This is a genomic window from Williamsia sp. CHRR-6, assembly GCF_018474015.1.
Lineage (GTDB): Bacteria > Actinomycetota > Actinomycetes > Mycobacteriales > Mycobacteriaceae > Williamsia_A.
Genome location: NZ_JAHCSG010000003.1, coordinates 470,048 through 496,264, shown reverse-complemented (window position 1 = coordinate 496,264; position 26,217 = coordinate 470,048). Strand labels below are relative to the sequence as shown.

The window sequence follows — 26,217 nt, the reverse complement described above, 5'->3', positions numbered from 1 at the left end:
GGACAACGCCAGACCCGCCCCGGGTCCGATATGTCGGATTCATCGGAACGTGTGTGGACGGTCGTCGAGTGGGTTCGTGTGCTGCCGCCGCGGTCGGTCCGCGACTACGGTTGACCTGTGAACGAACTGCGTCATCAGGAGTCCATCGTCATCGCGGCCGCGCCCGACGAGATCTATCGAGTTGTCAGTGATGTGACCCGAACCGGTGAGTGGAGTCCGATCTGTGTCGGCTGCCGATGGGACGACGACGACGTGCCCGGCCCCGACGGTCCGCAGGTCGGCGCGTGGTTCATCGGTACCAACGTGACCCCGCAGCGCACCTGGGAGACCCGTTCGGTGGTCACCGTCGCCGATCGCCCGCACGAGTTCGCGTGGTCGGTGGGCGAGGGCTGGGTGGAGTGGGGTTATCGGCTGCGAGCCGTCGACGGCGGGACCGAGCTGACCGAACGCTGGCACCTGACCCCGGCCGGTGAGGCGCGTTTCGCCGAACTCTACGGCGATCAGGCGACCGAACAAATTGCCGAGCGCCGTTCCGCCGCCCTACGGGGCATCCCCGCGACCCTGGCGCGCATCAAAGACATCGTGGAGGCCGATGGCTGACACGCTCGATGTCGATGGCCACACCATCTCGGTGACGCACCTGGACAAGGTGCTCTACCCGCTCACCGGGACGCGCAAGTTCGAGGTGATCGACTACTACAACCGCATCAGCGACGTGATGCTGCCGCACCTGCGGGGCCGCCCCATCACGCGTAAGCGTTGGCCCGATGGTGTTGCGGCCATGCCGTTCTTCGAGAAGAACCTGCCTACCTCTGCACCCGACTGGATCGATCGGCGCGTGCTGGAACACAGCGAGCGTGACGCGGTGTACCCGGTGGCCACCGGGCGCGCCGACCTGGTGTGGCTGGGTCAGCAGTCGGCGTTGGAACTGCATGTGCCCCAATGGCTTTTCCCAGATGATGGATCGAAGCATCCGATCGACAAGGCGGATCGGTTGGCCAATCGTGTGGTGCTCGACCTCGATCCTGGTCCTGGGGTGAGCTTGCATCAGTGTGCTGAAATCGCTCTGCTGGCCCACGACATGTTGATCGACGCCGGGTTGCCGTCGTTTCCGGTCACCAGCGGTAGTAAGGGAATTCACGTCTACGCCCGGTTGCCCCGGCTGGTCAGCTGTGACGGCGCACGAGCAGTGGCACGCCAGATCGCCACCGCGCTGGCCACGCAGCTACCCGACCGGGTGACCGCGTCGATGGCCAAGGCGGCCCGACCGGGACGAGTGTTCATCGACTGGAGTCAGAACAGCAGTTCCAAGACCACGCTGTCGCCGTACTCGTTGCGGGGTCGGGAGCGACCGTGGGTGGCCGCACCGCGCACCTGGGATGAGCTGCGGGACAGTGACATCAGCCAACTGGAGTTCGGCGAGGTGCTGGCACGGGCCGAGCGCGATGGCGACTTGCTGGCTGAGCTGGACCTCGACGTCGGCGGCCGCTCCGACGCCGTGCCGCCGGCGGTCGAGGAGGTGACACCCGAGCCAGAGCACGGCGAGGCGAACGGCCCGGCGACCCGGGTGGTCGATCTCGGTGAGTACCGCCGCAAGCGGGACCGTAACCGCACTCCCGAACCGTTCGGTCCCGAGGTGGTCGAGATCACCGAGCCATCGCAGGCACTTGACGACACCGGCGATACTGCCCAGATCGTCTCCCGCGCACAGATCTTCGTCATCCAGGAGCATCATGCGCGTCGGTTGCACTACGACTTCCGCCTCGAACGTGATGGTGTCCTGGTGTCGTGGGCGGTACCCAAGAACCTGCCCTCCGACAGTGATCAGAACCGGCTGGCGGTGCAGACCGAGGACCATCCGCTTGATTACGCCGACTTCGAGGGTGAGATCCCTGCCGGGGAGTACGGCGGTGGACACGTGAGCATCTTCGACCGCGGCACCTACGAGACCGAGAAGTGGCGCGAGGACGAGGTGATCGTGCGGTTGCACGGCACCCGCATCAGTGGCCGCTACGCATTGATCCGCACCGGCGGCAAGAATTGGTTGGCCCACCTGATGGCCGACGAGGTGCGTCCCATCGTGGCCGACGGGGTGGGCGATCCGCGGCCGATGCTGGCCACCGACGAGCCCATCGACAACCTGAGCGCACACGCGTGGGCGTTCGAAGGCAAGTGGGACGGATATCGGATCCTGGTGCGCTACATCGGCGGCGACCTACGGTTGATCAGTCGATCCGGGCTCGACATGACCGCCGATTTCCCCCAGTTGCATTCGCTGGCTGATGATCTCGGGTTGATGGATGTGGTTCTCGACGGGGAGGTGGTGGCGATCGACGCCGGCGGGCACACCAATTTCACGGTGCTGGCCGCACGTGGTTCCACCGACGAACCGTTCACTCTTGGGCTCTATCTGTTCGACATCCTCTACCTCAACGGTACGTCGGTGATGCGGTTGCCGTGGTCGCAGCGGCGGTTGCTGTTGGAGGAACTGGCGCCGGTGTTCGCCGCGCGCCGTCGAGCGTCGAAGCCCGGTGATGCGGTGATCGAGGTGCCAGCCCTGTTGTCGGGCAACGGTTCTGATGCGATGGCGCACAGCCGCGAGAAGGGCTACGAGGGGGTGGTGGCCAAGCGGCGAGACTCGCTCTACCAGCAGGGTCGGCGCTCTACGGCGTGGCTCAAACACAAGAACTGGAGCGACATCGAGGTGGTCATCGGCGGGTGGCGTCCCGGCAAAGGCACCCGATCCAACTCGATCGGATCGTTGATCCTCGGGCTGCCCGAGGAGACCGGTCTGCGTTACGTAGGTCGGGTGGGTACCGGGTTCACCGATCGGCAACTGGCCGCCATCAAGGCGGAATTGGAACCGCTGCGTCGACGGACGTCGCCGTTCCTGGAGAAGCTGGACCGGCCGGTGGAGGCCGATGCGGTGTGGGTGTTGCCCACACTGGTCGCAGAGGTTCGGTTCATGGACTGGACCTCGGGTGGGCACCTGCGCCATCCCAGCTGGCGAGGCATTCGCCGCGACAAGCTGCCCGGCGATCTGTAGCAGTGGGGGCGCCGGGCCCGGCGAAACCGGCGCGCGGAACATGAACATCGTTTATGTTTTGCCCATGACTCCTACCCGCATCACCCTCGCCGTCGCCCGGATGCTTATCGGTCTGGGCGCGTGGCTGGCCCCCGACCTGACCGTCCGAGTGTTCGGCCTCGACCCCGAGCGTTCCAACCGGTTCGTCGGTCGACTCTTCGGCGCCCGTGAGTTCGCGCTGGCGGCAGCGCTTCTCGCCGCGCCTGGAAAGGCCGTCGCGACGGTGGCCGCGGTGGGGGCGGTAGTGGACGCTGTTGACGCGGTCGCCGGTTTCGACGAGACGCGGCGGGGCAACCTCGGTGGCCGCGCCATCGCGCTGGGTCCGGTGGGCGCGATGGGATTCGCCGCGCTCGGTGCCCTGGTGTACCGCGAGAGTTCCCGCCCGATCGCCTCCTGAGTGAGCGGTCCACCGACCCCAGATCACCGGGCCGTCGAGCTGCCCTACCGAGCCCTGTTGCGCCGAAACCCCGTCCAGCAGCGCAGCGTTCGTCGAGTGGAAGACATCGTCGATGCTGCCGCAGTCCTGCTCAGCGACCGCGACCCGTCTCGGTTGACCGCGCGTGATCTCGCCGCGACCGCTGCAGTGCCCACCGCTACCGTCTATCAGTTCTTCGACGACCTCGACGCAGTCTGCCAAGCCCTGGCCATCCGATTCATGGCTGCCATGCCTGCGGTGGTCGAGGCGGCCGTTGCACCTCGCGGCCCATGGGAGACCGTCATCGACGACCTCATCGACGGGTTCGCCGCGATGGTGCGCACCCACCCGGCCATCCGGGCGTTGTGGCTGTCGGGGGTGCTCGGCGAGGCGACCCGCACCGTGGAACGCACGCTGGATCGAAGAATCGCCGAGCGCATCGGCCGCACCGTGGTGCAGCGTGCCCGCGACGCCGGGTGGTCGGTGGCGGACGAGCCGGCGTTGGTGCAATGGGAGGTGTTGGTAGCGATCATCGATGCGTTGTTGCGGCGTGCGTTCACACTCCACCCCGACGGCGACGACGCCACCCTCGCCGAGGCCGCTCGCGCCGCCCGCGCCTACGCTGCGGCGGTGCTGTCTGGAGTGGCGAGGTGAGGTGGCATCATCGGAAGCGACGCCACCTCAGGAGGACACGTGCCGGTAGTCGCCCACATCAGCGATCTGCATTTCAACGGGACCGCTGGGCGCCGCGACCGGATCCGCTCGGTACTCGACTACGTCGCGCAGCGTGCTGATGGCATCGACGTGCTGGTGGTGACCGGTGACATCACCGACGAGGCCACCACCGAGCAGTACGCCGAGGCGGCCGAGGTGTTGGCGGCCCCCATCCCGATGCTGCTGGTACCGGGCAACCACGACGACCGGCGCGGATTCGCCACCCTGGTCGGGGATCCCCCTGCAGACGCGCCCATCAACCACGCCGAGGTGGTGGCCGGAACACTGTTCCTGATGTGCGACAGCACGATTGCTGGTCGCCCCGACGGCTTCCTCAGCGACACAACGCTGTCGTGGATGGCTGCGCAGATCGGTGCCGTCGACATCGACACCCCCGTCGTCATCTGCTTCCACCACCCGCCGGCGCCGGTCCTGATGACGTTCATGGACTCGATCCGCCAGACCGGTGAACAACGTCTCGCCGACCTCGTCGGCCGCTACCCCAACGTGGTGGGCATGTTGTGCGGTCACGTGCACAGCGGGTCGGTGACCACGTTCGCCGGTCGGCCGCTGGTGACCGCGCCGGGGGTGTCGTCCACCCTGAACCTCGATTTCGAGGGATCAGAGATACTCAACGAGACCCAACCAGCCGGACTGGCATTTCACCAGTTGGACGGCTGGCGACTGATCACGCACTTTCGCGCCGTGCACTGACATCGGTGTGGTTGGGTGCTGATGACTTCACCCCACACGAGGGTGGGTTACCGCCTACCCGACGGGTCGTGGGGTGATCCGACGAGGATCGGCCGCTCACGGACAACCACCGTCACGTTCGATGGGTGGATGCCCGCAGTTGTTGATGGCCAACTCGTCTGGGTGTTGGATTGATGAAGTGGATGACTCCGCTTTGACTTGGGGCAAGATTAGTAACGATGTGATAGCTGATCTAATTCAAGTGCAGTTTAGAAGCGCTGCGGCAAAGTGCGCTGTGAACGAGGCCCAAGATCAGCAAGATTAGGACAACTGTTATTGCGCCAAGTAGTGGTAGGTAGATAGCTGAGGGGGATAACTCGTAAAGCCATGGGGCGCCGCGAACTATGCGAGAATCTGATGCCAGAGACGGTCCCCTGTAAGTCGGGTCAATGATGGCGCGAAAGTCGACGGATGGGTGAACGAGCCGACCGTACAAGTATGTGACGCTACCGATGCAGATGCCCGTGAGTGCTGCCATGCCGATAGCGGTCACTACTCGTGCCCCCAAGGATGCGAACCGTCGTGAAATAGCCGGATAGGCCACGCCGAAGAGCAGTCCGATGGTGAGACCAGCCAAGGCGAGAATGCCGGTGGCGGGCCACCAGCTGGGCCCCGAGACGTACTTGAGGTAGTCGAAAGTGAAGGTATAGCCCTTGTCGCCGGGAGCGACTCGAGGCGGGCTGACGTCGACCAGGTAGCGGGTGGTGGCGTGACGCCAGGCCCCGGCCCCGAGGAGGCCGGCGGCGAGCCCCGCGACTCCGAAGAGGCATGTGCTCAGTCGGGTTGATGGCGCACGTGCAAGCACGCTGATCTCCTTCTCGTAGCGTCGAGTAATGATTCGATGGGAACGTGAGTGCAGGTCTTGGTTCGTTAGCACCCCCGGACGCTGACTTTGTTCCGGTTCGGGTGTCAACGCGAGGTCGCGCCGCGCAGTGGGGTGAGGCGGTTTCGAACTCGGACGAGGTCTACCTGATCGAGTCGTGGCCAAGCATGTCGGCCGCTCCCAACGTCCACCAGGTGAGAAGCACAGACGGTCTCTGGCCGGTCGGCTCAACATCTGCGACCCAGTCGCCGGACCCTGGTGCGGGAACCGAAGACGCCACGGCGCCTCTCTTCGGGCCTCAAAGGTGGCACGGATAGTACGTCATGACTACGCCGACGGGGGACTCACCTGAACGTAGAAGTCATCACCCGCAATAACCCGATTCTTCGCGTAGAACCACCCCCGAAGTGCATCGCATGCGATGTGGGCAAATCGGATACGAAGAAATTGAAAAGAATCGCTCGACAAGTGCACGTTGACCTGCGAATTTTCAGATCTCCCCGTTGTCCGCGGCTGCCACGAAGGTCGCGTAGTCGGCCTCCACCTGATCCGCGTACCGCACCGCCCACCGGCCGAAGGCCTCATCGGCCACCGATCCCTTGCCGAGGTAGGCGCCGATCTGTACCGAGGCGGGGCTCTGGGCATGTCCCCGGGCCAGCAGCCGCCCGCACAACTCGCCGTAGCGTCGCAGCTCTTTGGCGTCGAGTTCGGTGGCGTCGACTGAGCCCTTCATGTCCCGGAACTGCCGCCAGTAGAACGCGCCTCGCGGTGATGCCGTCCAGCCGAGGAACGGGTCGGAATTCGCCTGCAGCACATGGGCGCTGGCCACCACACGGATCGCGTCGCGGGCATGTGCGGGCGTGTGTTCAGTCTCGGGGATGACCGAGGTCAGTTTGCCGTTGACCTCCAGGACCGAGGGCGCGGCCTGCTTGAGCTGTAGCACCATCGGCTCACCCGACGGGCCCTGCAGCAGCACGATCAACGCCACGTTGCCCACCGAGCCGACGCCCACCACCCGACGAGCCACGTCGGTGATCTCGAACTGCGACAACAACAATGCGACGTCGGTGCGCACCGAGGCCAGGTAGTGGTCGAACAGGTCGCCGATCAGGTGCCCGCCCACCTCGACGGTGGATGGATCCTGCGCCGAGAGCGGGACGACGATCGGCGGATCGGGGCTGATTTTTCGGGTGCCGGAGTCGTCGAGGTAGGTGATCTTGTCCACGATCGCTGCAGCGGTTCGCTTGCGCGCCTTGGCCAATGCCCTCTCGAGCACGCCGTGCACGCGTTCGTCTGCGAGCTCGGAGATCGATTCGGCGTCGGCTGAGACGTAGTAGCGGTCGATCACCGAGGTGGACCCCGCGACACGCATGGCGCGGCGATACTTCTCGGCCACCTCCGATGCGAGGGTCTCCTGGGTGTCCCGGTCGGCACCGGCGGCCCGCGCACACAGGGCCACGCTGGTGGCCAGCCGTTTGAGGTCCCACTCCCACGGGCCTACCCCGGACTCATCGAAGTCGTTGAGGTCGAACAAGATGCGGCGTTCGGGGCTGGCGTAGAAGCCGAAGTTGCCGGCGTGGGCGTCGCCGGAGATGACCACGTCGATGTCGGTGACCGGGGTGCCGGAAAGGTCGGTGGCCATCACATCGGCGGTGGCGCGGAAGAAGGCGAAGGCGGATTCACTCATCCGTTCCACGCGTAGCGGGATGAGGTCGGGGATTCGGCCGGAGTGTTGGCGATGCACCAGATCGATGAGATCACGATCCGCCGCCGGGCAGTCGGCGAGCGCATCACGCGGAATCGCCTCGCGCAGTTGATGTCCCAGCTCGATCGACTCATCGTGATCGTGGCGGGCCAGGAAGTTGTGGAACGGCATGGTCCAGAGTGTAGCCAGCTGAGCACCCCGGAAATGGGGAGTTGTCGCCACAGTCTCGGTGGGGCTCGACCTTCGCCCAGCTACCCGGTCAGCCCAGGAAGTAGGCCACGGCGGCACGGCCGAGCGCCGGCCCGCCGTGCTGAGCCAGTCCGACCAACGCACCGACCCCGGCGCTGATCAGAACGCCGAGGAGAGCGAGCGACGTGTTCACCATCGAGTCGATCCGGCCGGGAGAGACTCGAAAAGTGTTCACCCGCAGCCTGATCGGTCGAGTTCTCATCGGTCAGGTCACGGTGCCCGTGCAAGCTCAACAGCCTGACGCCAACTCTCGGAACACCACGGTCTGCGGATTCCGGTTCTTCGTCGGCTGACATCCGCCCAGTCGATGGGGTTTTCCGCCCAACGGACGCCGGTTTCCGCCCAGTCGACGGGTCAGAGGGCTTTGAGTTCCTCGATCACTTCGCCAACCGACTTCTTGGCGTCGCCGAACAGCATCGAGGTGCCCGGTGCGCCGAACAGCGGGTTCTCGATACCGGCGTACCCCGACGACATCGACCGCTTGAGCACGACCACCGATCGCGCCTCGTCGACGTTGAGGATGGGCATCCCGTAGATCGGCGAGCCGGGGTCGTTGCGGGCTGCGGGGTTGGTGACGTCGTTGGCGCCGATGACGATGGCGACGTCGGTACGGCTGAACTCGCCGTTGATGTCGTCCATTTCCTTCATCGCGTCGTAGGGCACATCAGCCTCGGCCAGCAGCACGTTCATGTGCCCCGGCATGCGACCGGCCACCGGGTGGATGGCGTACTTGACCTCGACACCCTTGGCTTCGAGTAGCGTCGCCATCTCCTTGACCGCGTGCTGGGCCTGCGCGACGGCCAGCCCGTAACCGGGCACCACGATGACCTGGTTGGCGTAGGCCATCTGGATGGCCGCATCGGCGGCCGAGGTGGCCTTCACCGTGCCACCGTCGGCGAGGGGACCTGCGGCACCGTCGGTGCCACCGCCGCCGAACGAACCGAACACGATCGCAGGAATCGAGCGGTTCATGGCCGTGGCCATCAGGTTGGTGAGGATGGATCCCGAGGCGCCGACGATCATGCCTGCGACGATGAGCGCGGTGTTGTTCAGTGCGATACCCGCGGCTGCAGCCGACAGGCCAGTCATGGCGTTGAGCAGCGAGATGACCACCGGCATGTCGGCGCCACCGATGGGGAACACCACGAACAGACCCATCACCCCGGCCGCGATCAACAGTCCGACGATCCACCAGGTGCTGGCCCCGCCGCCGTCGGTGGCCTGCACGCCGAGGTAGATCGCGATGGCGATCGACAGGGCGAGCAGAGCGATGTTGGCGAGCTGGAACAGTCGGGCGTTGCCGACGAAGAACTTCTCCAGCCCCTTGGGCAGGATCTCCTGCAACTTGGCGAACGCGACCAGCGAACCCCAGAACGAGATCGAGCCGATGATCGCAGCGATCAGCGAGCCGACGACCAGCGGCGATGCCGGCTGGCGGCCGCCGAACTCGGAGAACCCGGCGGTCTCGATGAACTCTGACCAGGCGATGAGGGCCACTGTGCCGCCGCCGACACCGTTGAACAGTGCGACCAGCTGCGGCATCGCGGTCATCTTGGTTTTCAGCGCGGGTGGGATGCCGAGGACCACACCGAGCAGCAGACCGACCGCGATGAGGACCCAGTTGATGGTGGGGACGTCGACGCGGCCCAACCCGTCGTCGCTGCGCGCGCCCTCGTTCCAGACGTAGAGCAGCGTCGCGGCGACAGCGATGCCCATGCCGACAGCGGCGATCCAGTTGCCGCGCACCGCGGTCTTGGGACCGGTCAGCCCCGAGAGTCCGTAGATGAACAGGGAGAACGCGACGATGTAGAGCGCGGTGACCGTGTAGGACACACCCTGGTTCGGCGTGTGGCCGCCGACGAACTTGGCGATCTCGACGGTCACTTGCCGGCCTCTTTCTTGCCCTTGAACATGCCGAGCATGCGGTCGGTCACGGCGAAGCCGCCGATCACGTTCAGCGTTCCGAAGACGAGGGCGACGAACGCGATGATCCGCACGCCCCAACCCGCGTCGGCAGGCAGCGCACCCAGCACGATCAACGCGCCCAGCACGACGATGCCGTGGATGGCGTTGGTGCCCGACATCAGCGGGGTGTGCAGGGTGTTGGGCACCTTGGAGATGACGGCGAAACCGACGAACCCGGCGAGCACCAGGATCGCGATATTGGCCAGCAGACCGGTGTACATCAGGCGGTTCCTGCCTCTCGGGTCACGCAGGCCGCGGCCAGCACCTCGTCGGTGAAATCGGGTGCCACCGCGCCGTTCTCGTCGAGCAGCAGCTCGATGAGCGCGAGGATGTTCTTGGCGTACAGCTCGCTGGCGTGCTCAGGCATACCGGCGGGCAGGTTGAGGGGTGAGCAGATGAGCACGTCGTGTTTGATCACGTTCTCACCTGGCTCGGTGAGTTCACAGTTGCCGCCGGTCTCCCCGGCCAGGTCGACCACCACGCTGCCGGCTTTCATACCCTGCACTGCAGCGGCGGTGACCAGACGCGGCGCCGGACGCCCCGGGACCAACGCGGTGGTGATGACGACGTCGAAACCGCCGATCGCCTTCTCCAGCGCTGCCTGCTGCTGCGCGCGTTCGTCCTCGGTCAGCTCGCGGGCGTAGCCACCTTCACCGGCAGCGTCGATGCCGAGATCGAGCCATTGCGCGCCAACAGATTTCACCTGTTCAGCGACTTCGGGCCGCACGTCATAGCCGGTGGTGCGCGCGCCGAGACGTTTGGCGGTGGCCAGTGCCTGCAGTCCGGCCACTCCCACGCCCAACACCAACACCGTCGCCGGCTTCACCGTGCCCGCAGCGGTGGTCAGCATCGGGAAGAAACGGGTGGACTGATCCGCCGCGAGTAGCACCGCCTTGTAGCCCGACACGTTGCCCTGCGAGCTCAGCGCGTCCATCACCTGAGCGCGGGAGATGCGGGGGATCGCCTCGACGGCGAACGCCTGCACTCCAGCGGCCTTCAACGCGCCGATCTGGTTCTCGGCGTTGCGGGGGGCGAGGAATCCGATCAACGTCTGACCCGAGTGCAGCTTGGCCACCTCGTCGTCGGTGGGGGCCACGACCTTGGCCACCACATCGGCCGACCAGGGGTCACCGATGGTGGCCCCGGCATCGACATAGAGCTGATCGGGAATCAGGGCACCGAGCCCGGCCCCCGACTCGACGACGACGTCGACCCCTTTGCCGACCAGGGTCGCGACCACCTTGGGTACCAACGCGACGCGGCGCTCACCGGCCACCACCTCACGCACGACACCAACGCTCATAGACAACTCGTTTCTCGTGCATCGCGCAGGCTCACACCGCAGAAGATGTGACGCGGGACCATCCCCTCGACGGAAACGTCCCCGTGCCGCGCCCGACAGTTGACTCGAAAGATAGCACGGGCCCGTACCACCGAAATCAGGTCAGATCGGGACCGCTGCCAGCACTTCTCCGGTGGGCTTCGGCGACCCGCCGACCGGTTCGATGGTCATCCCCACCGCACGGGAATCGCCCAGCCCGGCAAGGATCACCGGCTTTCCGGCTGCGATTACCAGCCCGGCGGGGCGAGGGCCCTGAGCGTTGTCGATGAGCCACAGCTGGTAGGTGCGGCTCATCGGCGGCGCCGGGGTGTCGTCGAGCAACACCACCGCCTTGTCCAGCGTGCGCGACGCGGCGATCACCATGGTGCCCGGTGAACCGCTCATCTTGGTGCGATGTACCTCGGTGTCGGGGGCGCTCATCACCGTGCGCATCTGGTCTAGGGCCGCGTCGGCCTGGGTGACCGTGGCCGGGGTCGTCGGAGCGGGGCTGTCGACGGTGGACCGACCGATCACGATGCCACCGGTGACCAGCAGCACCGCTGCCGCCGCTGACGACACCGAGACCGCGATCCGCTGTCGACGCTTGCGCCGTTGCGCCAGTTCGTCGTTCGGGTCCGCTTCTGTCGGCGGGGACGGCACCGGGAACTCGCCTGAGCCGAGCGACACGGCGGCGTGACGACCTGCCGTGGCGTCGGGAGCAGATGATTCCACTACGGCGAGGACCCGCCCGCGTAACGCCTCGGACGGAGCCACGCTCGCTTCGGCGGCCATGCGCGCCACCGCTTCTCGCGTCCGACGGATCTCGGTGATCGCAGCGACCCGCTGGTCGTGGTCGATGGCCAACAGGGCCAGCTCGAACTGGTCCACCTCATCGGGACTCAACGCATTGATCGCGTAGAGCTCGAGCAGGTCGTCGACCACCTCGTAGGGTCGTGCCTCAGGCCTCATCGCCGGTCTCCAAGCAGGTCTTGAGCCGACGCAGCCCATCCCTGATCCGGGATTTGACCGTTGGTAGTGCAGCTCCGAGTTTCTCGGCCACCTGTGGATAGCTCAGGCCGCCGTAGTAGGACAGTTCGATGCTCTCGCGCTGGGTGTCTGTCAGAGTGCCCAGACAGTGGATGACCGCCCTGCGATCCTCGGAGGTGAGCACCGAGTCGACCACGTCGTCGGTCACCGGGCTCGCGTTGGACACGAAGTACTCCGAGCCTCGACGTGTCGCCGCCTGCTCCGATCGCACCCGGTCCACGGCCCGCCGGTGCCCGATCGTCAGCATCCAGGAGATGACCGAACCCATGTCGGGCCGATAGGACGCCGCGTTCTGCCACACCTGCAGGTAGACCTCCTGCAACGTCTCCTCGGCGTAACCGGGATCCCGAAGCACCCGCAGGATGAGTCCGTACACGCGTGAGCTCGTCGCGTCGTACAACTCGGCGAATGCTGCCCGGTCGCGTGTCGCGGTCCGCTCCAGCAGATCCGCCAACTCCGGCAGATGTGCAAGGGTTCGGTCGGTCACAACTCCGACAGTAGCGCGTCTGGTTCATTCCTTTACACAATCGTCAGGACGCGGTTGTGCCAGCCAGTGGCACCACCGGGGATCGGGGTGGTGCGCTTCTCGGTCTGCGTGGCACCCGTCTTGTCCGTCGCGCGGCAGGTGATGGTGTGCTGGCCTTTGGTGGCCTGCCACTTGTAGGTCCATTGCCGCCAGGTGTCGATCGAGTACTCGTCGGCCAGGGTGGCGACCTCCCAGGGGCCATTGTCGATGCGCACCTCCACCTTCGCGATGCCACGGCGCTGAGCCCAGGCGGTGCCGGCGATCACGATCTCGCCGGCCGGTTGCTGCGACAGGCCGGCGGGGCGGTCGATACGAGAAGCCGTCTTGATGGGCGCCTTGGCACCCCAGCCACGCTTGGTCCAGTACGCCTCGTCCTTGTCGAAGGTGGTCACCTTCCAGTCGACGACCCACTTGGTGCCGGAGACGAAGCCGTAGAGGCCGGGTACCACCTGGCGTACGGGGTAGCCGTGTTCGAGCGGCAGCGGTTCACCGTTCATCGACACCGCCAACATCGCGTCGCGACCGTCGGTCAACTCCTGCAGAGGCGTGCCGCAGGTCCACCCGTCGACGCTGGTGGAGAACAACATGTCCGCCCCGGGTTTGACCTTGGCCTTCTCCAGGATCGACTTGATCGGGTAGCCGATCCAGGTGGCGTTGCTGGCCAGTGGTCCACCGACCTGATTGGACACACACGTCATGGTGATGACGCGCTCGATGGGTTCCATCCCCATCAGGTCGTCCCAGGTCAACCGCAACTCGTTCTCCACCATGCCGTGGATACGCAGTTCCCAGTCGGCGGCTTTGAGCTTCGGTACCTGCAGGGCGGTGTCGATGCGATAGAAGTCGTCGTTCTTGGTGATGAACGAGGTGGCCTCGGGGATCTTCACATCGGCCCCGGCCGGGATTGCTTCCGCGCGCGTCTTGGGGACCGGGAGCTTGAGCTTGCGACGTTCGGCGATGGCGTCGCTGGCCGCTGCGATCTGGCGTCCCGCGAACGCGACTGCGGCGGCCACCACGGCCACCGATCCGGCCGCGGAGATGAAGGTACGACGAGACAGGCCGTCGACAAGGGTCGGGTCGGCCTTGTTGGTGGAGCGGAAGAAGCCGAGCAGTGCGCGCAACACGAGCACACCCACCACACCGGAGACGATCGACGGGATGACGTAGCTGGTCTCGGCGGTGGGTCGGTTGGTGGCGGCAACCGCACCGACGATCGCGAAGATGACCGTCATCGCCGACCCGATGGGCACCCGGCGGCGTTCGAGGAGACCGGCGACGGCGGCGATCACCGCGATGCCGACGCCCATGCCGGCGAGGAGGACTGTCTTGTCGCTGGTGCCGAAGGTGCGGATGGCCCACTGGCGCACGGCCTCGGGGGCGTTGTCGATGAGGTAGGAGCCGACCGCGAAGTACGGAGAGGAGTTGGCGGAGATGGCCAACGACACCACCTCCCCAGCAGCCAGAGCAGCTCCGACGGCGACGACACCAGCAACCGCGGCGTATACGGTCCGTTCAACTCGCATCGGGACACTCCTCACAATCAGCCAGCAGGTCCGGGCAGCGGAGGTGCGGCGCTCAGGGTCGGGCTGGGGTCACCAAGCAGTTCGTCGCCGAGCGCCTCGCGGATGTCTATGTGGTAGGTCTCGTTTCAGGTCTCGTTATCGACTCGTGATGATCGCAGATCGTGTGTCACATGATCGAGACCGATCTTTTCTGTTTCGACCCATCCGCTGAGACGTATGGTCCGAATGGCAGATGACCGACACACCAAACAGATTGGATTGGCAATGGCTCTGAAGAAGACTCACCGTTTCGCTGTCGCAGTTGCGAGCGTGGGCCTGGCGGCCGGCCTCGTCGCCGGTTGTTCCAGTGACAACAACGACGACAACAGCTCCTCGTCGTCTGCTGCACCCACCTCGACCGAGGCCATGACCTCGGCCAGCGCAGACGCCGCTTCGGGACCGGTCGGCGCCGGCTGTGCCGCCTACGCCGAGGCCAACGCTTCGGGCCCCGGCTCGGTGCAGGGCATGGCGATGGACCCCGTCGCCACCGCGGCCAGCAACAACCCGCTGCTGAAGACCCTGGTCTCGGCTGTCTCGGGCAAGCTGAACCCGAAGGTCAACCTGGTCGACACCCTCAACGGTGGCCAGTTCACCGTGTTCGCACCGGTGGATGACGCGTTCGCCAAGATCCCGGCGGCCACCATCGACACCCTCAAGACCGACGACGCGACCCTGTCGAAGATCCTGACCTACCACGTGGTCCCGGGTCAGCTGACCCCGGAGCAGGTCATCGGCAAGCACAAGACCGTGCAGGGTGGCGAGGTCGACGTGACCGGTACCCCGGACAAGCTGACCGTCAACGGCAACAGCAACGTGATCTGCGGTGGCGTCAAGACCGCCAACGCCACGGTGTACCTGATCGACTCCGTGCTCATGCCGCCGGCCTGATCACTACGTTGATCTACCGATGACAGTGCGTCCCTGAGGGTTTCGCACGATCATCAACCCCACGGTTTGCGGACCGGAGAGCCTCGCCCCTGGCTCTTCGGTCCGCTTTCCTTTCTGATCTGTCACATGCGTCGGGACTGCGCCCAACGCAACCAATCTCGCGTTCCGGCACCCACAGCAGCGGCCACGCACCGTGCCGCCGAAATCCCCACCGTCGACCGGGGACCGCCGTAGCGCCCTTCGTCGTCCACCGCCCCGATCGGAGCGGCCACGGCGATGGCATCCGACGAGGTGCCGGTGGCAGCACAACCGTTGTGCAGCAACGCCTGCGTCTTCGCCTCGGTGGCCGTGACCACCAGATTGACCAGGGCGGCATCGGACACCGGCCGGTTCACCACCACCAAGATGTTGATCGTCCCCACGCGGCCGTGGGTCTCGGCGGCGATCTGCCGATCAGAGGCCGCCGCCCAGATCGGCACCCCGAGCCCCACCGTCGCCACCGCGCAGGCGGTCTCGTCGGCAGCCCACATCCGGCGACGTACGTCGGCGGCGGTCAGCATTCCCACCCCGAGACCGAACAGTCGGGCGTGTGCGGCCATCTCGGCCAGATGCGCCTGCGGATCGGGGTGAAAGTACTGCGCCGACACCATCGCGTTGAGCCACCATCGGCGATCACCGGCGCCTCCGCCCACCGGAGCCGACGACACCATCCGGTAGGCGATCGGAGGCCGCCACCGCAGGATCGGCCACGACGCATCACCGTCGGCGCGCATCGCGTCCTCCCAGTGGCCGGGCAGCGGTGGTGCTGCGCGGTGATCAGAGGTGTTGTCGCGCAGGGTCATCGCGGTCCGGTCATCAGGGGTGGGTCGGTTGGGCCGGGCGGGTCGGGTCGCGGTGGGCGGTTGGGCAGAATCCGCACCCGGGTATCGGACGTGGTCACGGTGACGTCGGCGCCGTAGTAGGTCCGCAACGTCGACTCGGTGAACACCTGCGCCGGTGTCCCGGTCGCCACCGCCCGCCCGTCGGCCAGCAACAGCACCTGCTCGGCGTAGAGAGCGGCCAGGCTCAGGTCGTGGATGGCTGACACCACAGTCATCTCGTGGTCGGTTCGCAGCGAGTCGATCAGCTCCAAGACCTGCTGGGCGTGGCCGAGATCGAGTGCGGCGGTGGGCTCGTCGAGCACCAGCAGCTGCGGCCGACCCGCCAACGCGCGGGCGATCACCGCGCGTTGGCGTTCGCCACCGGACAGCGTCGCCAGCTCTCGATCACCCAGTTGGTCCACCTCCACCCGCGCCATCGCGTCGGCGGCGGCGATGCGGTCGGCGCGGGTGGGACCGGCCAGCAGTCCGTGACGGGCCACGCGACCCAGCAGCACGTAGTCGGCCACGCGCACCGCCGACGGGATCACCGGACTCTGTGGGACGTAACCCACGCGGCGAGCACGATCGCGAGAGGCCAGCTGCCGTAGCGGATCGTCACCGAGGTACACCTCACCCGCCATTCGCGTATGCCGATCGGGTGCGGTCAGACCCACCAGCGCGCGCAGCAGCGTCGACTTGCCTGCGCCGTTGGGCCCCACCACCGCCCACCACCGGCCGGCGTCGATGGTCAGGTCCACCTCGTCGAGCAACACCGCCGCACCGATGGACACCCCCAGTCCGGTGACGGTCACCGTCCCCGGGGTGCGCGGCTCCGAGATGGTCATGTCGCCGCGCCGCGGCGGCGGAGCAGCGCGGCGAAGAACGGGGCGCCGACGAACGCGGTCACCACCCCGATGGGGATCTCGGCGGGCGCGAGCACCGTGCGGGCCACCATGTCGGCCATCATCAAGAACGTGGCTCCCACCAGCACCGACACCGGCAGGATGAGTCGATAGGAGGGCCCCACGAGGCGACGCACCACATGCGGCACCACCAGTCCGACGAAACCGATGAGCCCACTGACCGACACCGCCGCCGCCGTTCCCAGCGACGCCGCGGCCAGGATGATCAGCCGCACCCGGGCCGGGCGGATGCCCAACGTGGTGGCCTCGTCGTCGCCCACCGCCAGCACGTCCAGGGCTCGACCGGCCCCGATCAGCACCACCACCGACACCGCGGCGTACGGCACCATCAGCCACAGATCACTCCAGCGGGCACCGCCGAGCCCGCCGAGTATCCACGAGTAGATCTGTCGCAGGTCCTCGCTGTCGGACTGTTGCACCAGGGTCTGCGCGGCGGAGAGGAACGAGGCGACCGCGATGCCGGCCAACACCAGCACCGCCTCCGATCCGCCGGCGCGGGCAGCGGCCGCGCCCAACACATAGGCCATCGCCACCCCGGCCAGGGCCCCGACGAAGGCGGCCAGCGCCACCACACCGACCGGCCCGACCGATCGGACCGGGGCGTAGGCGATCACCAGTGTCGCGCCCAGCCCCGCACCGGCGGCGGCGCCGAGCAGGTACGGGTCGGCCAGCGGATTGCGGAACACCCCCTGATACGCCCCGCCCGCCACGGCCAACGTGGCCCCGACCACCGCGGCCATCAACACGCGGGGCAGCCTCAGCTCGGTGACGATGCGTGCGTCCACCCCCGTCAACCCGCCGGGCACATCGACGCCGGGGATCTGATCGATCAGAGTCACCACCACCGACAGCGGGTTGAGCCCCAGGGTCCCGATGCACAGCGCCGCGATGAGGGCCGCGGGCGCAGCCATCACCGCCACACCGAGCCATCCACGCCGCGACACGCCGGCGGCGCGATCGGCGAGCCCGGTCATCGACCGCGCAGAGGCTGGGCCACCTGTTCAGCGAAGTCGGCGACGCGGGGACCCCACCGGCTGGCGATGTCGTCGTCGACCACGATCACCCGCTTGCTCACCACCGCAGGCAGGGTGGCGAAGGCAGGTCGTGCCGCCAGGGTGGCCGCGTTCTGACCGCAGCATTTGCTGTCGGCCAACACCACGATGTCTGGTTGCGCTCGTACCACGGCCTCGGCCGAGAGCTGCGGATAGTCGCCGGCGGCCGTGGGGGCCACGTCGGCGATGTTGGTGAACCCGAACCGCTTGTAGATGCTGCCGATGAAGGTGCGCGAGGTGGCGCTGTAAAAGGTTTGATCGAGCTCGTGGTACACCTTCGCGCCTGCGAGCTTGTCGGCCACCGAGGCGACGGCCGCATCGACGCGGCGGGTGGTGTCGGCCGCCACCTCCTCGGCCTTGGCGCGATGTCCGGTGAGGGTGCCCAACGTGATGATCTGCTTGGTGGCCTGCTCCAGCGAGGTGGCCGCCGGCAGCAGCACCACCGGGATGCCCAGCTTGCCCAGCCCGGAGGTCAAACCGCCGATGTCGTCGGAGGCGACCACCAGGTCGGGGGCGTATCCGGCCACGGCCTCCACATTGGGTGAGAAGCCGGACAGTTTCGTACGCGGGGCCGTTGCCGGATAGTTCGACTGGTCGTCGACGGCCTTGACCTGTGTGCCGGCATCGATGGCGAACAGCATCTCGGTGGCGGTGGGTGACAGGCTGACGATGGCGCGCGGAGCTGCGGTGAGGGTGACCGGGCCGTTGCTCGCGCTGACGGTGACCGGGAACGATGTCGAGCCAGCTGACCCCGAGCCTGCCGATCTCGACGGGGAGGTCGAACCGGGTGACGAGTCCGATCCGCATCCGGAAGCCACGGTGACGGCGGTGAGTACGACGAGAACCGGCGCCAGCAGGCGCAGCCGGTGCAGACGTCTGGACACGAGCACTCCGATGGGTCTGGGCGCCGACCGGGTCCGGGTGATCCGCCCGGGTCGTGGTCGGCTGCCTCGTGGAACCCGGGTCACCGGGTCGAGGTCACGTGCGCAGCTCAGGCGACCTGGCTCGGCGGGGTGGCGACCTCGCGTCACAGTTGCGGAAAACAGCGCCGGATTCTGACCGGACTTCGCTGACCCGTGCACGGCCGGCAGTACCCGGCTCGTCGAGGCTAGCAGCGCAGATGCGGGGGTGGGGCGGTCAGGCCTGGAGGTCTTCGAGGTCGGCCCAGTGCACCGAGATGCGCTCGGTGACCGCCGCAGCGGTGCGCGGTCCGAGGCATTCGACGAGGGTGGAGCCGATGATGGTGCGGATCCGTTGGGCACGTTCGGCCATGTCGTCGTCGAATCGGGCACGCATGCTCAACTCGATCCCGACGATGGATCCCTCGTCGGTGTGGATGTCGACCGCCAGCACCGAACGCAGCAGCCCGCGGCGGACGCGACGCAGGATCAGCCGCTTGATCACGCCGTCGGTGACGGTGATGCCGGGGCGGTCGGTGTGCAGTTCGGTACGGGAATGGGTGAGTCGCCGCGCGGCCTCGATGACGATTCGACTGAGCCGTTCGACCTCGGAGGGCGTGGGGTCGAGTTTGCGCAATTCCCCGGTGATCCACTCCGGCGACCGACCCGAGTCCTCCAGCGAGGAATCGATCGTGGCCATGAGGGATCCGTTCTGTCGCCGATGTGTTGTCCGTCCGAGACGTTTCGGCCGCCGAGTTTACGTTTTCAAGTGGGTTCGTGACGACCCCGAGTTCGCGTGACCCGTACGACGCGGGCCCGCTCGGGACTCGGTGTTGTCGACAGCAAGCCCGGGATTGCCCTGTATACGGCGTTTCGGGGTGGCACCTCGAGTCGTCGGACCGGTGGCGCTCGCATCCTCGGTCGGATCGTCGTCGTCCTCGCTCGGACCGTGGCCCGAACCGTTGCCGCCGGGGCGCCACGGCTGCATCCGCTCGGCCAGTCGAGCGCGGGTGCGTTGCAGGTTGCCCCGCACCGAACCGGGCGAGATCTGCAGGGCGGCGGCGATCTCGGGATGCGACATCCCCTCCATCTCCCGTAGCCACCACACCGCGCGCGCCACGTGCGGCAGCTGCGCGAGTTCCTGCTCCAGCGCTTCGAGCAGCGAGCCGGCCATCGACTCCTGCGCCGGGGTGGGTCGACCCGACGGCACCGCAGCCAACATGTCGTCCTCGGCCAGCAGTTCGGTCTGCTTGCGGCGCAGATCGATGATCTTGCGGTGGGCGATGGAGAAGGCCCAGGTGCGGAAACTGCTCTGGAAGGCGAACTTCGGCAGCCCCCGCCACGCGGCCAGCAGCGTCTCCTGCACCACCTCTTCGGCTTTGCCGCGATCGGGTGTCATCCGGTTGGCGTAACGCAACAGCATCGGAAGGGTGCGCCGCACCAGTTCCTCGAACGCGTCGCGGTCGCCGACGGCGGCGGCGCGCGCCAACATGTCGTCGGATTCGGCGTCGGCGGGTTCATGATCTGTCGGCTCGGGTGCGGAGGTGTCGCGACCGGCGAGGTCCGGCGCAGCGGGGGCGTTCATCGCTCGCGAGCTCCTCCCGGTCATCGGATGTGGTGTAGGTCACGCGAAAGCTCCGTGCAGATCGCGGCGCCCACCCGACTCAGAAAGTACACCGGCGTGCGGAACCGATCTGGGTGGTGCGCCGCCGGTGAACACAAGGACATGAGATCGAGACCGCCGGTCACAAGACGGTCGCGATCCCGTGGCAACCCAGCTACGAAGAAGGAGAGAACCTCATGACCTCAGCAACCGCTCCCGTGAAGTCCACCAGCGGCAAGGAGATCAAGGACGACCACCGCGACCTCGTCGGTGCGTTCGGTCGCACCACCATCGCCGACACCGTGGTGTCGAAGATCGCCGGCATCGCAGCGCGTGAGATCGACGGCGTCTACGACCTCGGCGGCCAGGCCGCCCGCGCGTTCGGCAAGGTGCGCGAGGTCATCCCCGGCGCAGGAGCTGATGTGACCCAGGGTGTGCGCGTCGAGGTGGGCGAGAAGCAGGCCGCCGTCGACATCGGCCTGGTCGCCGAGTACGGCGTGCCCGTCCACGACCTGGCCGCCGCCGTGCGGTCCAACGTCATCAGCTCCATCGAGGGCATGACCAGCCTCGAGGTCACCGAGGTCAACGTCTCTGTCTACGACGTGCACTTCGAGGGCGAGAAGGAAGAGAACGAAGAGGGACCGCGAGTCCAGTGACAGCGCTGACCGATGTGGCCGACGCGGTGGCCGCTGCCGCCACGTCGGTCACCGGCGTCACCGCGCTGAGCCCGGGACGATTCGGCGAGATCGCCACCTATGGGCCCGGCCGCCGCGTCAGCGGTGTCCGACTGTCCGATCAGGGCGGCGAGGTGCACATCGAGGTGTCGCTTGTTCGCAACCTACTCGATGTCGCCGAAGAGGTCCGGGTGGCCGCCGAGAAGGCGGCCGGGCGCCCGATGACGGTCGTGGTCGAAGATGTGTCGATGGACAACGACACACCCACGACTCCTGCGGACTCGCAGGACACCGTCTGATCCGGCGGCAACGCCGTGATGCCCTCAGATCCCGAGTACGCCGCCCGACGTCGGGCGCTGATCCGTCAGCACCATCCCGACGTCGGCGGCGACCCGGAGCGGTTACGAATCGAACTCGAGCGACTGGATCGTGAGTTCGCGCGTCCGCACTCAGCGCCCGCCCGCCCCCGAGCACGGACGGGCGAGCGTCCAGTGGTGCGACCGAGCAGCCAGACCCGCGTCATCGCCCGCCGCCTCGCCGCGCAGATTCGCGCGATCCGAGGCAGGCTTCCTCGATCGGTGCCGGGCAGCAAACGCTACTTCGACATCTGACTTACCTTGCCCGACAACCGATCACCACGTCAACCGGAGGACATCATGGACAACTTCACCAACAACAGCGCCGTCACCTTCCTGCTTGTCGGCCTACTGCTCGCGCTGGCCGCCACCACCGGCGGATTCGGCGGTTTCATCCTCGCCATCCTGCTCGGCGGCATCGGTCTGGCTTTCGGTCTGCACCGCGACGGCGTCATCGACCTGTCCGGTCTGCTGCGGAGCCGTAACCGTGGCTGACCATGCCGTGGTCCCCCCGGCGCCGCTCGACGGCGGCGGTCCAGGCGAGACCACGATCCGCGACAAGGTCGGTGAGAAGATCGCCGCGTACACCGCCACGCAGATCGAAGGTGTGCTGCGCCAGCGGGGTTCGCTCGGGATGATCACCGGCGGCAACTATCCGAAGGTGTCGTTGGACATGTCCGAGTCGCACCCGTCGGTGTCGGTGGAGATCGCGGTCGGATGGCCCACTCCACTGACCGCACTGGCCCAGGAGGTCCGTGCGCTGGTGCACTCCGAGCTCGGTCGGCTCACCGGGCAGATCCCCAATCGGGTGAATGTGACGGTGGCCGAGGTGGTCTCGGGTTCCGACGGCAAGGGAACGAGGAGGGTGTTGTGAGCTCGACCCAGATATCGGGCGCGAAGGATTCTCGCGCCACCACCGGCCGCAAGGCCCGGTCGGTGCTGGCTCCCACTGCAGTGCCCGGCGCGGTACACGTCAGCACCGTGTTCGCCGTCGCCCTGTTCGCGATCGGGGCAATCGCTCTGCGCGACTTCATGATCGCGATGAAGTGGATCACCGGCTCGCCGTGGCTGACACCTGCGTCACGGTGGATCGCAGATCTGTCGTGGCAAGGGTGGATGTGGCCGGCCGCCGTGGCCCTGTGTCTCGTCGGGCTCTGGCTGTTGATCATCGCCCTGCGGCCACGATCGAAAACCCATGTGGCCGTGACCACCTCGGGTCCGGTGGAGGCGTACGCCCCCAGCACCTGGACCCGCCGCTCCGACATCGCGCGGCGTGCCAGTGCGGTCAGCCGCCGGGTGCCCGGCGTCGAGTCGGCCACCACCGTGGTCAGCCGTCGCAAGATCTCCACCCAGGCGCGAGTCATCGACGTCGAGCCCGACACGGTCGATCAGATTCGGGCGGCCATCGCTGCTGCGGTGGCGCCGGTGTTCACACCGAAGAAGATCGTCGTCAAGATCACCGTGGACAAAGCGGCACAGGCCCACGTACCGCCGCCGCCGGTCGCGCGGCCCCAACCAGTGGCCTCGGCCGCCGAGTTCGCCGACGACGCGCCCGCCGACCCCGACGCGACCACCCCCGGTGAACTGTCTCTGTCGAAGGGAACGCAGTCATGAACGCCATCCCGGCAACGTGGAATCGCTTTGTCACACTTGTACTCTCGGCTGCCTTCCTGGTGGTCGGCGGCGCCACCATCGCCTGGCAACTGAAGGTGACGTGGGTGCGCGATCGCATCGCCGACATCGACCAGAACTGGTTCCAGACGGCCCCCGACCAGTCGTGGTGGAAGTACAGCCTGGCCGGGATCGCAGCCGGCACCATCGTGTTCGGGCTGGTGCTGTTGATCGTGAACGCACGTCCGCGCAAGACCGGGACCGTGGTGCTGCCGGGTAGCGATCGGTCAGGAGTCCTGTCGGCCAACCCGGCCAAGATCGCCAAGGCGGTTGCCGACGATCTCGAGCACAACCGGGTGATCTCCTCGGCCAAGGCCAAGGCGGTCGACGACCGCAAGCGCCGTCTGTTGGAGGTCACCGTGACCGCCGATCCACGCTATGACTACGCCGACGTGTTGACCGCGGTGCAACGTGCCGAGGAGCAGGTCGCGGCCGCTCTGCCCGGCAGCGACGTACGTCCTCGCTTCCTCATCCACCTGGAGAAGACGAAGCTCACCCGCGTGGAGTGATCGCGCTCGGCTTCTTGCCCGCCCACCAAATCGCGCTCCACCTTGCCTCCCGCTCCAATTGTTTGCTGAAGCGGGGGTGACAAGGTGGAGCGCGATCTGTTGGTGGGTGACGAAGTGATGATCAGGTGCGCCCGCGGAATCGCTTGAGACGCAGGCTATTGGCTACGACGAACACCGACGACAAGGCCATCGCCGCTCCGGCGAACATCGGGTTCAGCAGGCCTGCCGCAGCCAACGGCAACGCTGCGACGTTGTACCCGAACGCCCAGATCAGATTTCCATGGGTGGTCCGTAATGTGGCGCGGGACAATCTGATCGCATCCACCGCGGCACGGAGATCACCCGACATCAAGGTCACATCGGCTGCGGCCATCGCCACGTCGGTACCGGTCCCCATGGCCAGACCCAGATCAGCCTGAGCCAACGCCGCAGCATCGTTCACCCCGTCGCCGATCATGGCCACCCGTGACCCGGCGCGTTGCTGTTCGACGATGGTGGCCACCTTCTGCTCGGGCAGCACGCCGGCGATCACGGTGTCGATTCCCACCTGTGCGGCAATGCTGTTCGCCGCCCCAGCGTTGTCGCCGGTCAACAGGATGGGGCGCAAGTGCAGCCCGATCAAGCCGGCGACCGCCTCCTGCGCGTGTGGTGCGAGTTCATCGGAGACGACGATCGCGCCCCTGATCTCGCCCTCCCAGGCCACGGCCACCGCCGTGGCCCCGTTCGATTCGGCACGCTCGATGGCGGCACTCACCCTGGGGTGCAGGCGCATACCTGCCTCCAACGCCCATCCCACCCGACCGGTCCAGACGGTCACGCCGTCGACCGTGCCGCGTACACCGCGTCCGGTGGCACTGACGAAATCGGTGACCGCAGGCAACGGGCCATCGGTCTGCACGGCCGCGACCGCCCGCGCGATGGGATGTTCCGAGCCTGTCTCCACGGCAGCGGCTCGTCGCACCACGTCGCGCCGTTCGGCGTCGGGCGCGACGATCACGTCGGTCACCGCCATCACACCCGTGGTCAGGGTGCCGGTCTTGTCGAGCACCACGGTGTCGATGCGCCCAGCCCGCTCCAGCGCGCGTGGACCGTGGATCAGCACCCCGAGTGCGGCGCCGCGCCCGGTGCCCACCATCAGCGCGGTCGGTGTGGCCAGCCCCAGCGCACACGGGCACGCGATGATCAACACCGCCACCGCGGGCGGGAGTGCCGAACCGGCTGAGCCGTCGAAGACCATCCAACCGGTGAAGGTCAGGGCGGCCAGGATCAGCACGGCGGGCACGAAATACGCCGACACGCGGTCGGCGAGACGTTGAGCGTCGGCCTTACCGTCTTGAGCGCGTTGCATGAGGGCGGTGATGCGCGCCAGCGCGGTGTCCGAGCCCACCGACGTGGCCCGCACCAGCAGGGTGCCGCCGGCGTTGATCGTCGATCCGATCACCCGATCGCCCGGACCGATGTCGACCGGTACCGACTCTCCGGTGATCACCGACTGATCGACCACCGAGGCCCCGTCGATCACCTCTCCGTCGGTGGCGATGGTTTCCCCGGGCCGCACCCGGATCACGTCGCCCACCGCGAGATCTGCTGCAGCGATCGTGGTTTCGCGTGGGCCGTCGGGGGTGTCGAGCACCAGCGTCGCGTTCTTGGCGCCGAGCGCGGCCAACGCGCGCAGCGCCGAGCCTGCCTCGCGGGTGGACCGCGCCTCCAGGTAGCGCCCGGCCAGCAGGAACACCGTCACCCCGGCCGCCACCTCGAGGTAGATCTCGGGAACGCTGCGATGACCGCTCATCGCTGTGGGTGACATCGACATGCCTTGGTGGACGTCGGGGTCGCCGGCGCCACCGAACATCAACGCCCACAACGACCATCCGTAGGCGGCGACGATCCCGATGGACACCAGGGTGTCCATCGTGGTGGTGCGATGCAGCGCCCCGGACACCGCGGCCCGATGGAAGGGCCAAGCTCCCCAGGTCACCACCGGGGTGGCCAACACCAGCGACACCCACTGCCACCCGACGAACTGCCACGCGGGCACCATGGCCAGGGCCACAACCGGAATGCTCAGGGCCGCAACGATGGTCAGCCGCCGACGCAACGTCCGCGACCGTTGCTCACTCTCGGCTTCTCGGTCGTGCTCAGGTGCGTGCGGGCGGGCCTGATAGCCCGCCGCGGCCACCGCGTCGGTCAGGGTGTCGATGTGCAGGTGGGCCGGGTGGCGCACCCGCGCGGTCTCGGTGGCGAAGTTGACCGTGACCGTCACGTCGTCGAGCCTGCCGACCTTGCGTTCGATGCGGGCGGCGCACGACGCGCAGGTCATCCCGTCGATGTCGAGGACGGTGTCGACCACGTCGGCGGTGCGCGCCGCGGTCATCCGGCTGCGAGTGCGAAACCCGCCTCGTCGACCGCTGCCGCCACGGCTGCGGGGTCGACGGGTCCGTCGCTGGTCACCGAGACCAGGCCCGTGTCGAGGTCGACATCGACGCCGCGCACCCCGGGTACCTCGGAGATCTCCTCGGTCACCGACATCACGCAGTGCTGGCAGGTCATTCCGGTGACGGTGAAATTGGTTGTGGTGGAGATGTTCTCGCTCATTCTCGGTTCCTCCTCAGAGATG

29 protein-coding genes are annotated in these 26,217 nt (G+C 67.1%); 13 read left to right on the top strand and 16 right to left on the bottom strand.

Going from position 1 to position 26,217, the window contains the following annotated elements:
• The first annotated feature begins 117 nt into the window (after positions 1-117).
• The 5 genes from KIK15_RS11150 (at position 118) to KIK15_RS11130 (ending at position 4,928) form a co-directional block, all read left to right on the top strand.
• On the top strand, positions 118-600 hold the full coding sequence (locus KIK15_RS11150) for an SRPBCC family protein (RefSeq protein ID WP_214244385.1): 483 nt from the start codon (positions 118-120) through the stop codon (positions 598-600).
• Positions 593-3,046, top strand: coding sequence for an ATP-dependent DNA ligase (locus KIK15_RS11145; RefSeq protein ID WP_214244383.1), 2,454 nt, complete (start codon positions 593-595; stop codon positions 3,044-3,046). The genes KIK15_RS11150 and KIK15_RS11145 overlap by 8 nt, the downstream gene beginning before the upstream one ends.
• Before the next feature lie 64 nt (positions 3,047-3,110).
• The gene (locus KIK15_RS11140; RefSeq protein WP_214244381.1) at positions 3,111-3,482 is read left to right on the top strand and encodes a hypothetical protein; all 372 of its coding nucleotides are present in this window, start codon (positions 3,111-3,113) and stop codon (positions 3,480-3,482) included.
• A complete protein-coding gene (locus KIK15_RS18610) occupies positions 3,483-4,154 on the top strand; it encodes a TetR family transcriptional regulator (RefSeq protein ID WP_214244379.1) in 672 nt (223 codons plus the stop codon).
• Positions 4,155-4,193: 39 nt separating this feature from the next.
• Positions 4,194-4,928, top strand: a complete 735-nt coding sequence (locus KIK15_RS11130; protein WP_214244377.1) for a metallophosphoesterase — start codon at positions 4,194-4,196, stop codon at positions 4,926-4,928.
• Between the two features lie 1,352 nt (positions 4,929-6,280).
• Here the strand turns inward: KIK15_RS11130 and KIK15_RS11125 are convergent.
• The 8 genes from KIK15_RS11125 to KIK15_RS11095 form a co-directional block, all read right to left on the bottom strand.
• Entirely contained in the window at positions 6,281-7,666 is a 1,386-nt protein-coding gene (locus KIK15_RS11125) for a DUF2252 domain-containing protein (RefSeq protein ID WP_214244375.1), read from the bottom strand.
• A gap of 88 nt (positions 7,667-7,754) precedes the next feature.
• Positions 7,755-7,880, bottom strand: a complete 126-nt coding sequence (locus KIK15_RS18605) for a hypothetical protein (protein ID WP_284149980.1) — start codon at positions 7,878-7,880, stop codon at positions 7,755-7,757.
• Positions 7,881-8,098: 218 nt separating this feature from the next.
• A complete protein-coding gene (locus KIK15_RS11120; protein WP_307851855.1) occupies positions 8,099-9,616 on the bottom strand; it encodes an NAD(P)(+) transhydrogenase (Re/Si-specific) subunit beta in 1,518 nt (505 codons plus the stop codon).
• Positions 9,617-9,624: 8 nt separating this feature from the next.
• The gene (locus KIK15_RS11115) at positions 9,625-9,930 is read right to left on the bottom strand and encodes an NAD(P) transhydrogenase subunit alpha (protein WP_214244370.1); all 306 of its coding nucleotides are present in this window, start codon (positions 9,928-9,930) and stop codon (positions 9,625-9,627) included.
• Complete coding sequence (locus KIK15_RS11110; RefSeq protein WP_214244368.1) at positions 9,930-11,012, bottom strand: Re/Si-specific NAD(P)(+) transhydrogenase subunit alpha; 1,083 nt, start codon at positions 11,010-11,012, stop codon at positions 9,930-9,932. Before KIK15_RS11110 ends, KIK15_RS11115 begins: the two co-directional genes overlap by 1 nt.
• Before the next feature lie 141 nt (positions 11,013-11,153).
• Positions 11,154-11,999, bottom strand: a complete 846-nt coding sequence (locus tag KIK15_RS11105) for an anti-sigma factor (RefSeq protein WP_214244366.1) — start codon at positions 11,997-11,999, stop codon at positions 11,154-11,156.
• On the bottom strand, positions 11,989-12,564 hold the full coding sequence (gene sigK / locus KIK15_RS11100; RefSeq protein ID WP_307851837.1) for an ECF RNA polymerase sigma factor SigK: 576 nt from the start codon (positions 12,562-12,564) through the stop codon (positions 11,989-11,991). The genes KIK15_RS11105 and sigK overlap by 11 nt, the downstream gene beginning before the upstream one ends.
• Before the next feature lie 32 nt (positions 12,565-12,596).
• Positions 12,597-14,126, bottom strand: a complete 1,530-nt coding sequence (locus KIK15_RS11095) for a molybdopterin-dependent oxidoreductase (RefSeq protein ID WP_214244364.1) — start codon at positions 14,124-14,126, stop codon at positions 12,597-12,599.
• Between the two features lie 264 nt (positions 14,127-14,390).
• On the opposite strand from KIK15_RS11095, the gene KIK15_RS11090 reads away from it, so the two are divergent.
• A complete protein-coding gene (locus tag KIK15_RS11090; protein WP_214244362.1) occupies positions 14,391-15,053 on the top strand; it encodes a fasciclin domain-containing protein in 663 nt (220 codons plus the stop codon).
• A gap of 122 nt (positions 15,054-15,175) precedes the next feature.
• Here the strand turns inward: KIK15_RS11090 and KIK15_RS11085 are convergent, their stop codons facing one another.
• The 6 genes from KIK15_RS11085 to KIK15_RS11060 all read right to left on the bottom strand — a co-directional run bounded on the left by KIK15_RS11085 (position 15,176) and on the right by KIK15_RS11060 (position 20,372).
• A complete protein-coding gene (locus KIK15_RS11085) occupies positions 15,176-15,895 on the bottom strand; it encodes an adenosylcobinamide amidohydrolase (protein WP_250324441.1) in 720 nt (239 codons plus the stop codon).
• Positions 15,892-16,758 carry an ABC transporter ATP-binding protein gene (locus KIK15_RS11080; RefSeq protein ID WP_214244360.1) on the bottom strand — a complete coding sequence of 289 codons (867 nt, stop codon included), beginning with the start codon at positions 16,756-16,758 and terminating at the stop codon, positions 15,892-15,894. Before KIK15_RS11080 ends, KIK15_RS11085 begins: the two co-directional genes overlap by 4 nt.
• The gene (locus KIK15_RS11075) at positions 16,755-17,810 is read right to left on the bottom strand and encodes an iron ABC transporter permease (RefSeq protein WP_214244358.1); all 1,056 of its coding nucleotides are present in this window, start codon (positions 17,808-17,810) and stop codon (positions 16,755-16,757) included. Before KIK15_RS11075 ends, KIK15_RS11080 begins: the two co-directional genes overlap by 4 nt.
• Complete coding sequence (locus KIK15_RS11070; RefSeq protein WP_214244356.1) at positions 17,807-18,772, bottom strand: ABC transporter substrate-binding protein; 966 nt, start codon at positions 18,770-18,772, stop codon at positions 17,807-17,809. The genes KIK15_RS11075 and KIK15_RS11070 overlap by 4 nt, the downstream gene beginning before the upstream one ends.
• Positions 18,773-19,025: 253 nt before the next feature.
• On the bottom strand, positions 19,026-19,487 hold the full coding sequence (locus KIK15_RS11065) for a hypothetical protein (protein WP_214244354.1): 462 nt from the start codon (positions 19,485-19,487) through the stop codon (positions 19,026-19,028).
• Between the two features lie 57 nt (positions 19,488-19,544).
• Positions 19,545-20,372, bottom strand: a complete 828-nt coding sequence (locus tag KIK15_RS11060; RefSeq protein WP_214244352.1) for an RNA polymerase sigma factor — start codon at positions 20,370-20,372, stop codon at positions 19,545-19,547.
• Between the two features lie 215 nt (positions 20,373-20,587).
• Between KIK15_RS11060 and KIK15_RS11055 the strand changes: the two genes are divergently transcribed.
• The 7 genes from KIK15_RS11055 to KIK15_RS11025 are packed head-to-tail and all read left to right on the top strand — an operon-like array spanning position 20,588 to position 23,600.
• Positions 20,588-21,046 (top strand): Asp23/Gls24 family envelope stress response protein, encoded by a 459-nt coding sequence (locus KIK15_RS11055; protein WP_214244351.1) that lies wholly within the window; start codon positions 20,588-20,590, stop codon positions 21,044-21,046.
• Complete coding sequence (locus KIK15_RS11050; protein ID WP_214244350.1) at positions 21,043-21,363, top strand: hypothetical protein; 321 nt, start codon at positions 21,043-21,045, stop codon at positions 21,361-21,363. Before KIK15_RS11055 ends, KIK15_RS11050 begins: the two co-directional genes overlap by 4 nt.
• A gap of 18 nt (positions 21,364-21,381) precedes the next feature.
• The gene (locus KIK15_RS11045; RefSeq protein ID WP_214244348.1) at positions 21,382-21,675 is read left to right on the top strand and encodes a hypothetical protein; all 294 of its coding nucleotides are present in this window, start codon (positions 21,382-21,384) and stop codon (positions 21,673-21,675) included.
• A 45-nt stretch (positions 21,676-21,720) separates the two neighbouring features.
• Positions 21,721-21,915: a DUF2273 domain-containing protein gene (locus tag KIK15_RS11040; protein WP_214244346.1), complete on the top strand. Its 195-nt coding sequence runs from the start codon at positions 21,721-21,723 to the stop codon at positions 21,913-21,915.
• Positions 21,908-22,294, top strand: coding sequence for an Asp23/Gls24 family envelope stress response protein (locus KIK15_RS11035; protein WP_214244344.1), 387 nt, complete (start codon positions 21,908-21,910; stop codon positions 22,292-22,294). The genes KIK15_RS11040 and KIK15_RS11035 overlap by 8 nt, the downstream gene beginning before the upstream one ends.
• The gene (locus KIK15_RS11030) at positions 22,291-23,034 is read left to right on the top strand and encodes a DUF6286 domain-containing protein (RefSeq protein WP_214244342.1); all 744 of its coding nucleotides are present in this window, start codon (positions 22,291-22,293) and stop codon (positions 23,032-23,034) included. The genes KIK15_RS11035 and KIK15_RS11030 overlap by 4 nt, the downstream gene beginning before the upstream one ends.
• Entirely contained in the window at positions 23,031-23,600 is a 570-nt protein-coding gene (locus tag KIK15_RS11025; protein WP_214244340.1) for a hypothetical protein, read from the top strand. The genes KIK15_RS11030 and KIK15_RS11025 overlap by 4 nt, the downstream gene beginning before the upstream one ends.
• Positions 23,601-23,721: 121 nt before the next feature.
• Here KIK15_RS11025 and KIK15_RS11020 read toward each other — a convergent pair whose 3' ends face one another.
• On the bottom strand, positions 23,722-25,974 hold the full coding sequence (locus KIK15_RS11020; RefSeq protein ID WP_214244338.1) for a cation-translocating P-type ATPase: 2,253 nt from the start codon (positions 25,972-25,974) through the stop codon (positions 23,722-23,724).
• Entirely contained in the window at positions 25,971-26,195 is a 225-nt protein-coding gene (locus KIK15_RS11015) for a heavy-metal-associated domain-containing protein (RefSeq protein WP_250324440.1), read from the bottom strand. The genes KIK15_RS11020 and KIK15_RS11015 overlap by 4 nt, the downstream gene beginning before the upstream one ends.
• Between the last annotated feature and the right edge of the window lie 22 nt (positions 26,196-26,217).

What these genes read in the sequence shown, in the direction of transcription:
- KIK15_RS11020 (WP_214244338.1), bottom strand. Translation starts at nt 25,974, where the DNA reads ATGACCGCGGCGCGCACCGCCGACGTGGTCGACACCGTCCTCGACATC.
- KIK15_RS11115 (WP_214244370.1), bottom strand. Translation starts at nt 9,930, where the DNA reads ATGTACACCGGTCTGCTGGCCAATATCGCGATCCTGGTGCTCGCCGGG.
- KIK15_RS11085 (WP_250324441.1), bottom strand. Translation starts at nt 15,895, where the DNA reads ATGACCCTGCGCGACAACACCTCTGATCACCGCGCAGCACCACCGCTG.
- KIK15_RS11110 (WP_214244368.1), bottom strand. Translation starts at nt 11,012, where the DNA reads ATGAGCGTTGGTGTCGTGCGTGAGGTGGTGGCCGGTGAGCGCCGCGTC.
- KIK15_RS11015 (WP_250324440.1), bottom strand. Translation starts at nt 26,195, where the DNA reads ATGAGCGAGAACATCTCCACCACAACCAATTTCACCGTCACCGGAATG.
- KIK15_RS11090 (WP_214244362.1), top strand. Translation starts at nt 14,391, where the DNA reads ATGGCTCTGAAGAAGACTCACCGTTTCGCTGTCGCAGTTGCGAGCGTG.
- KIK15_RS11095 (WP_214244364.1), bottom strand. Translation starts at nt 14,126, where the DNA reads ATGCGAGTTGAACGGACCGTATACGCCGCGGTTGCTGGTGTCGTCGCC.
- KIK15_RS11025 (WP_214244340.1), top strand. Translation starts at nt 23,031, where the DNA reads ATGAACGCCATCCCGGCAACGTGGAATCGCTTTGTCACACTTGTACTC.
- KIK15_RS11080 (WP_214244360.1), bottom strand. Translation starts at nt 16,758, where the DNA reads ATGACCATCTCGGAGCCGCGCACCCCGGGGACGGTGACCGTCACCGGA.
- KIK15_RS18605 (WP_284149980.1), bottom strand. Translation starts at nt 7,880, where the DNA reads ATGGTGAACACGTCGCTCGCTCTCCTCGGCGTTCTGATCAGCGCCGGG.
- KIK15_RS11055 (WP_214244351.1), top strand. Translation starts at nt 20,588, where the DNA reads ATGACCTCAGCAACCGCTCCCGTGAAGTCCACCAGCGGCAAGGAGATC.
- KIK15_RS11125 (WP_214244375.1), bottom strand. Translation starts at nt 7,666, where the DNA reads ATGCCGTTCCACAACTTCCTGGCCCGCCACGATCACGATGAGTCGATC.
- KIK15_RS11145 (WP_214244383.1), top strand. Translation starts at nt 593, where the DNA reads ATGGCTGACACGCTCGATGTCGATGGCCACACCATCTCGGTGACGCAC.
- KIK15_RS11065 (WP_214244354.1), bottom strand. Translation starts at nt 19,487, where the DNA reads ATGGCCACGATCGATTCCTCGCTGGAGGACTCGGGTCGGTCGCCGGAG.
- KIK15_RS11105 (WP_214244366.1), bottom strand. Translation starts at nt 11,999, where the DNA reads ATGAGGCCTGAGGCACGACCCTACGAGGTGGTCGACGACCTGCTCGAG.
- KIK15_RS11075 (WP_214244358.1), bottom strand. Translation starts at nt 17,810, where the DNA reads ATGACCGGGCTCGCCGATCGCGCCGCCGGCGTGTCGCGGCGTGGATGG.
- KIK15_RS11045 (WP_214244348.1), top strand. Translation starts at nt 21,382, where the DNA reads ATGCCCTCAGATCCCGAGTACGCCGCCCGACGTCGGGCGCTGATCCGT.
- KIK15_RS11060 (WP_214244352.1), bottom strand. Translation starts at nt 20,372, where the DNA reads ATGAACGCCCCCGCTGCGCCGGACCTCGCCGGTCGCGACACCTCCGCA.
- KIK15_RS11140 (WP_214244381.1), top strand. Translation starts at nt 3,111, where the DNA reads ATGACTCCTACCCGCATCACCCTCGCCGTCGCCCGGATGCTTATCGGT.
- KIK15_RS11040 (WP_214244346.1), top strand. Translation starts at nt 21,721, where the DNA reads ATGGACAACTTCACCAACAACAGCGCCGTCACCTTCCTGCTTGTCGGC.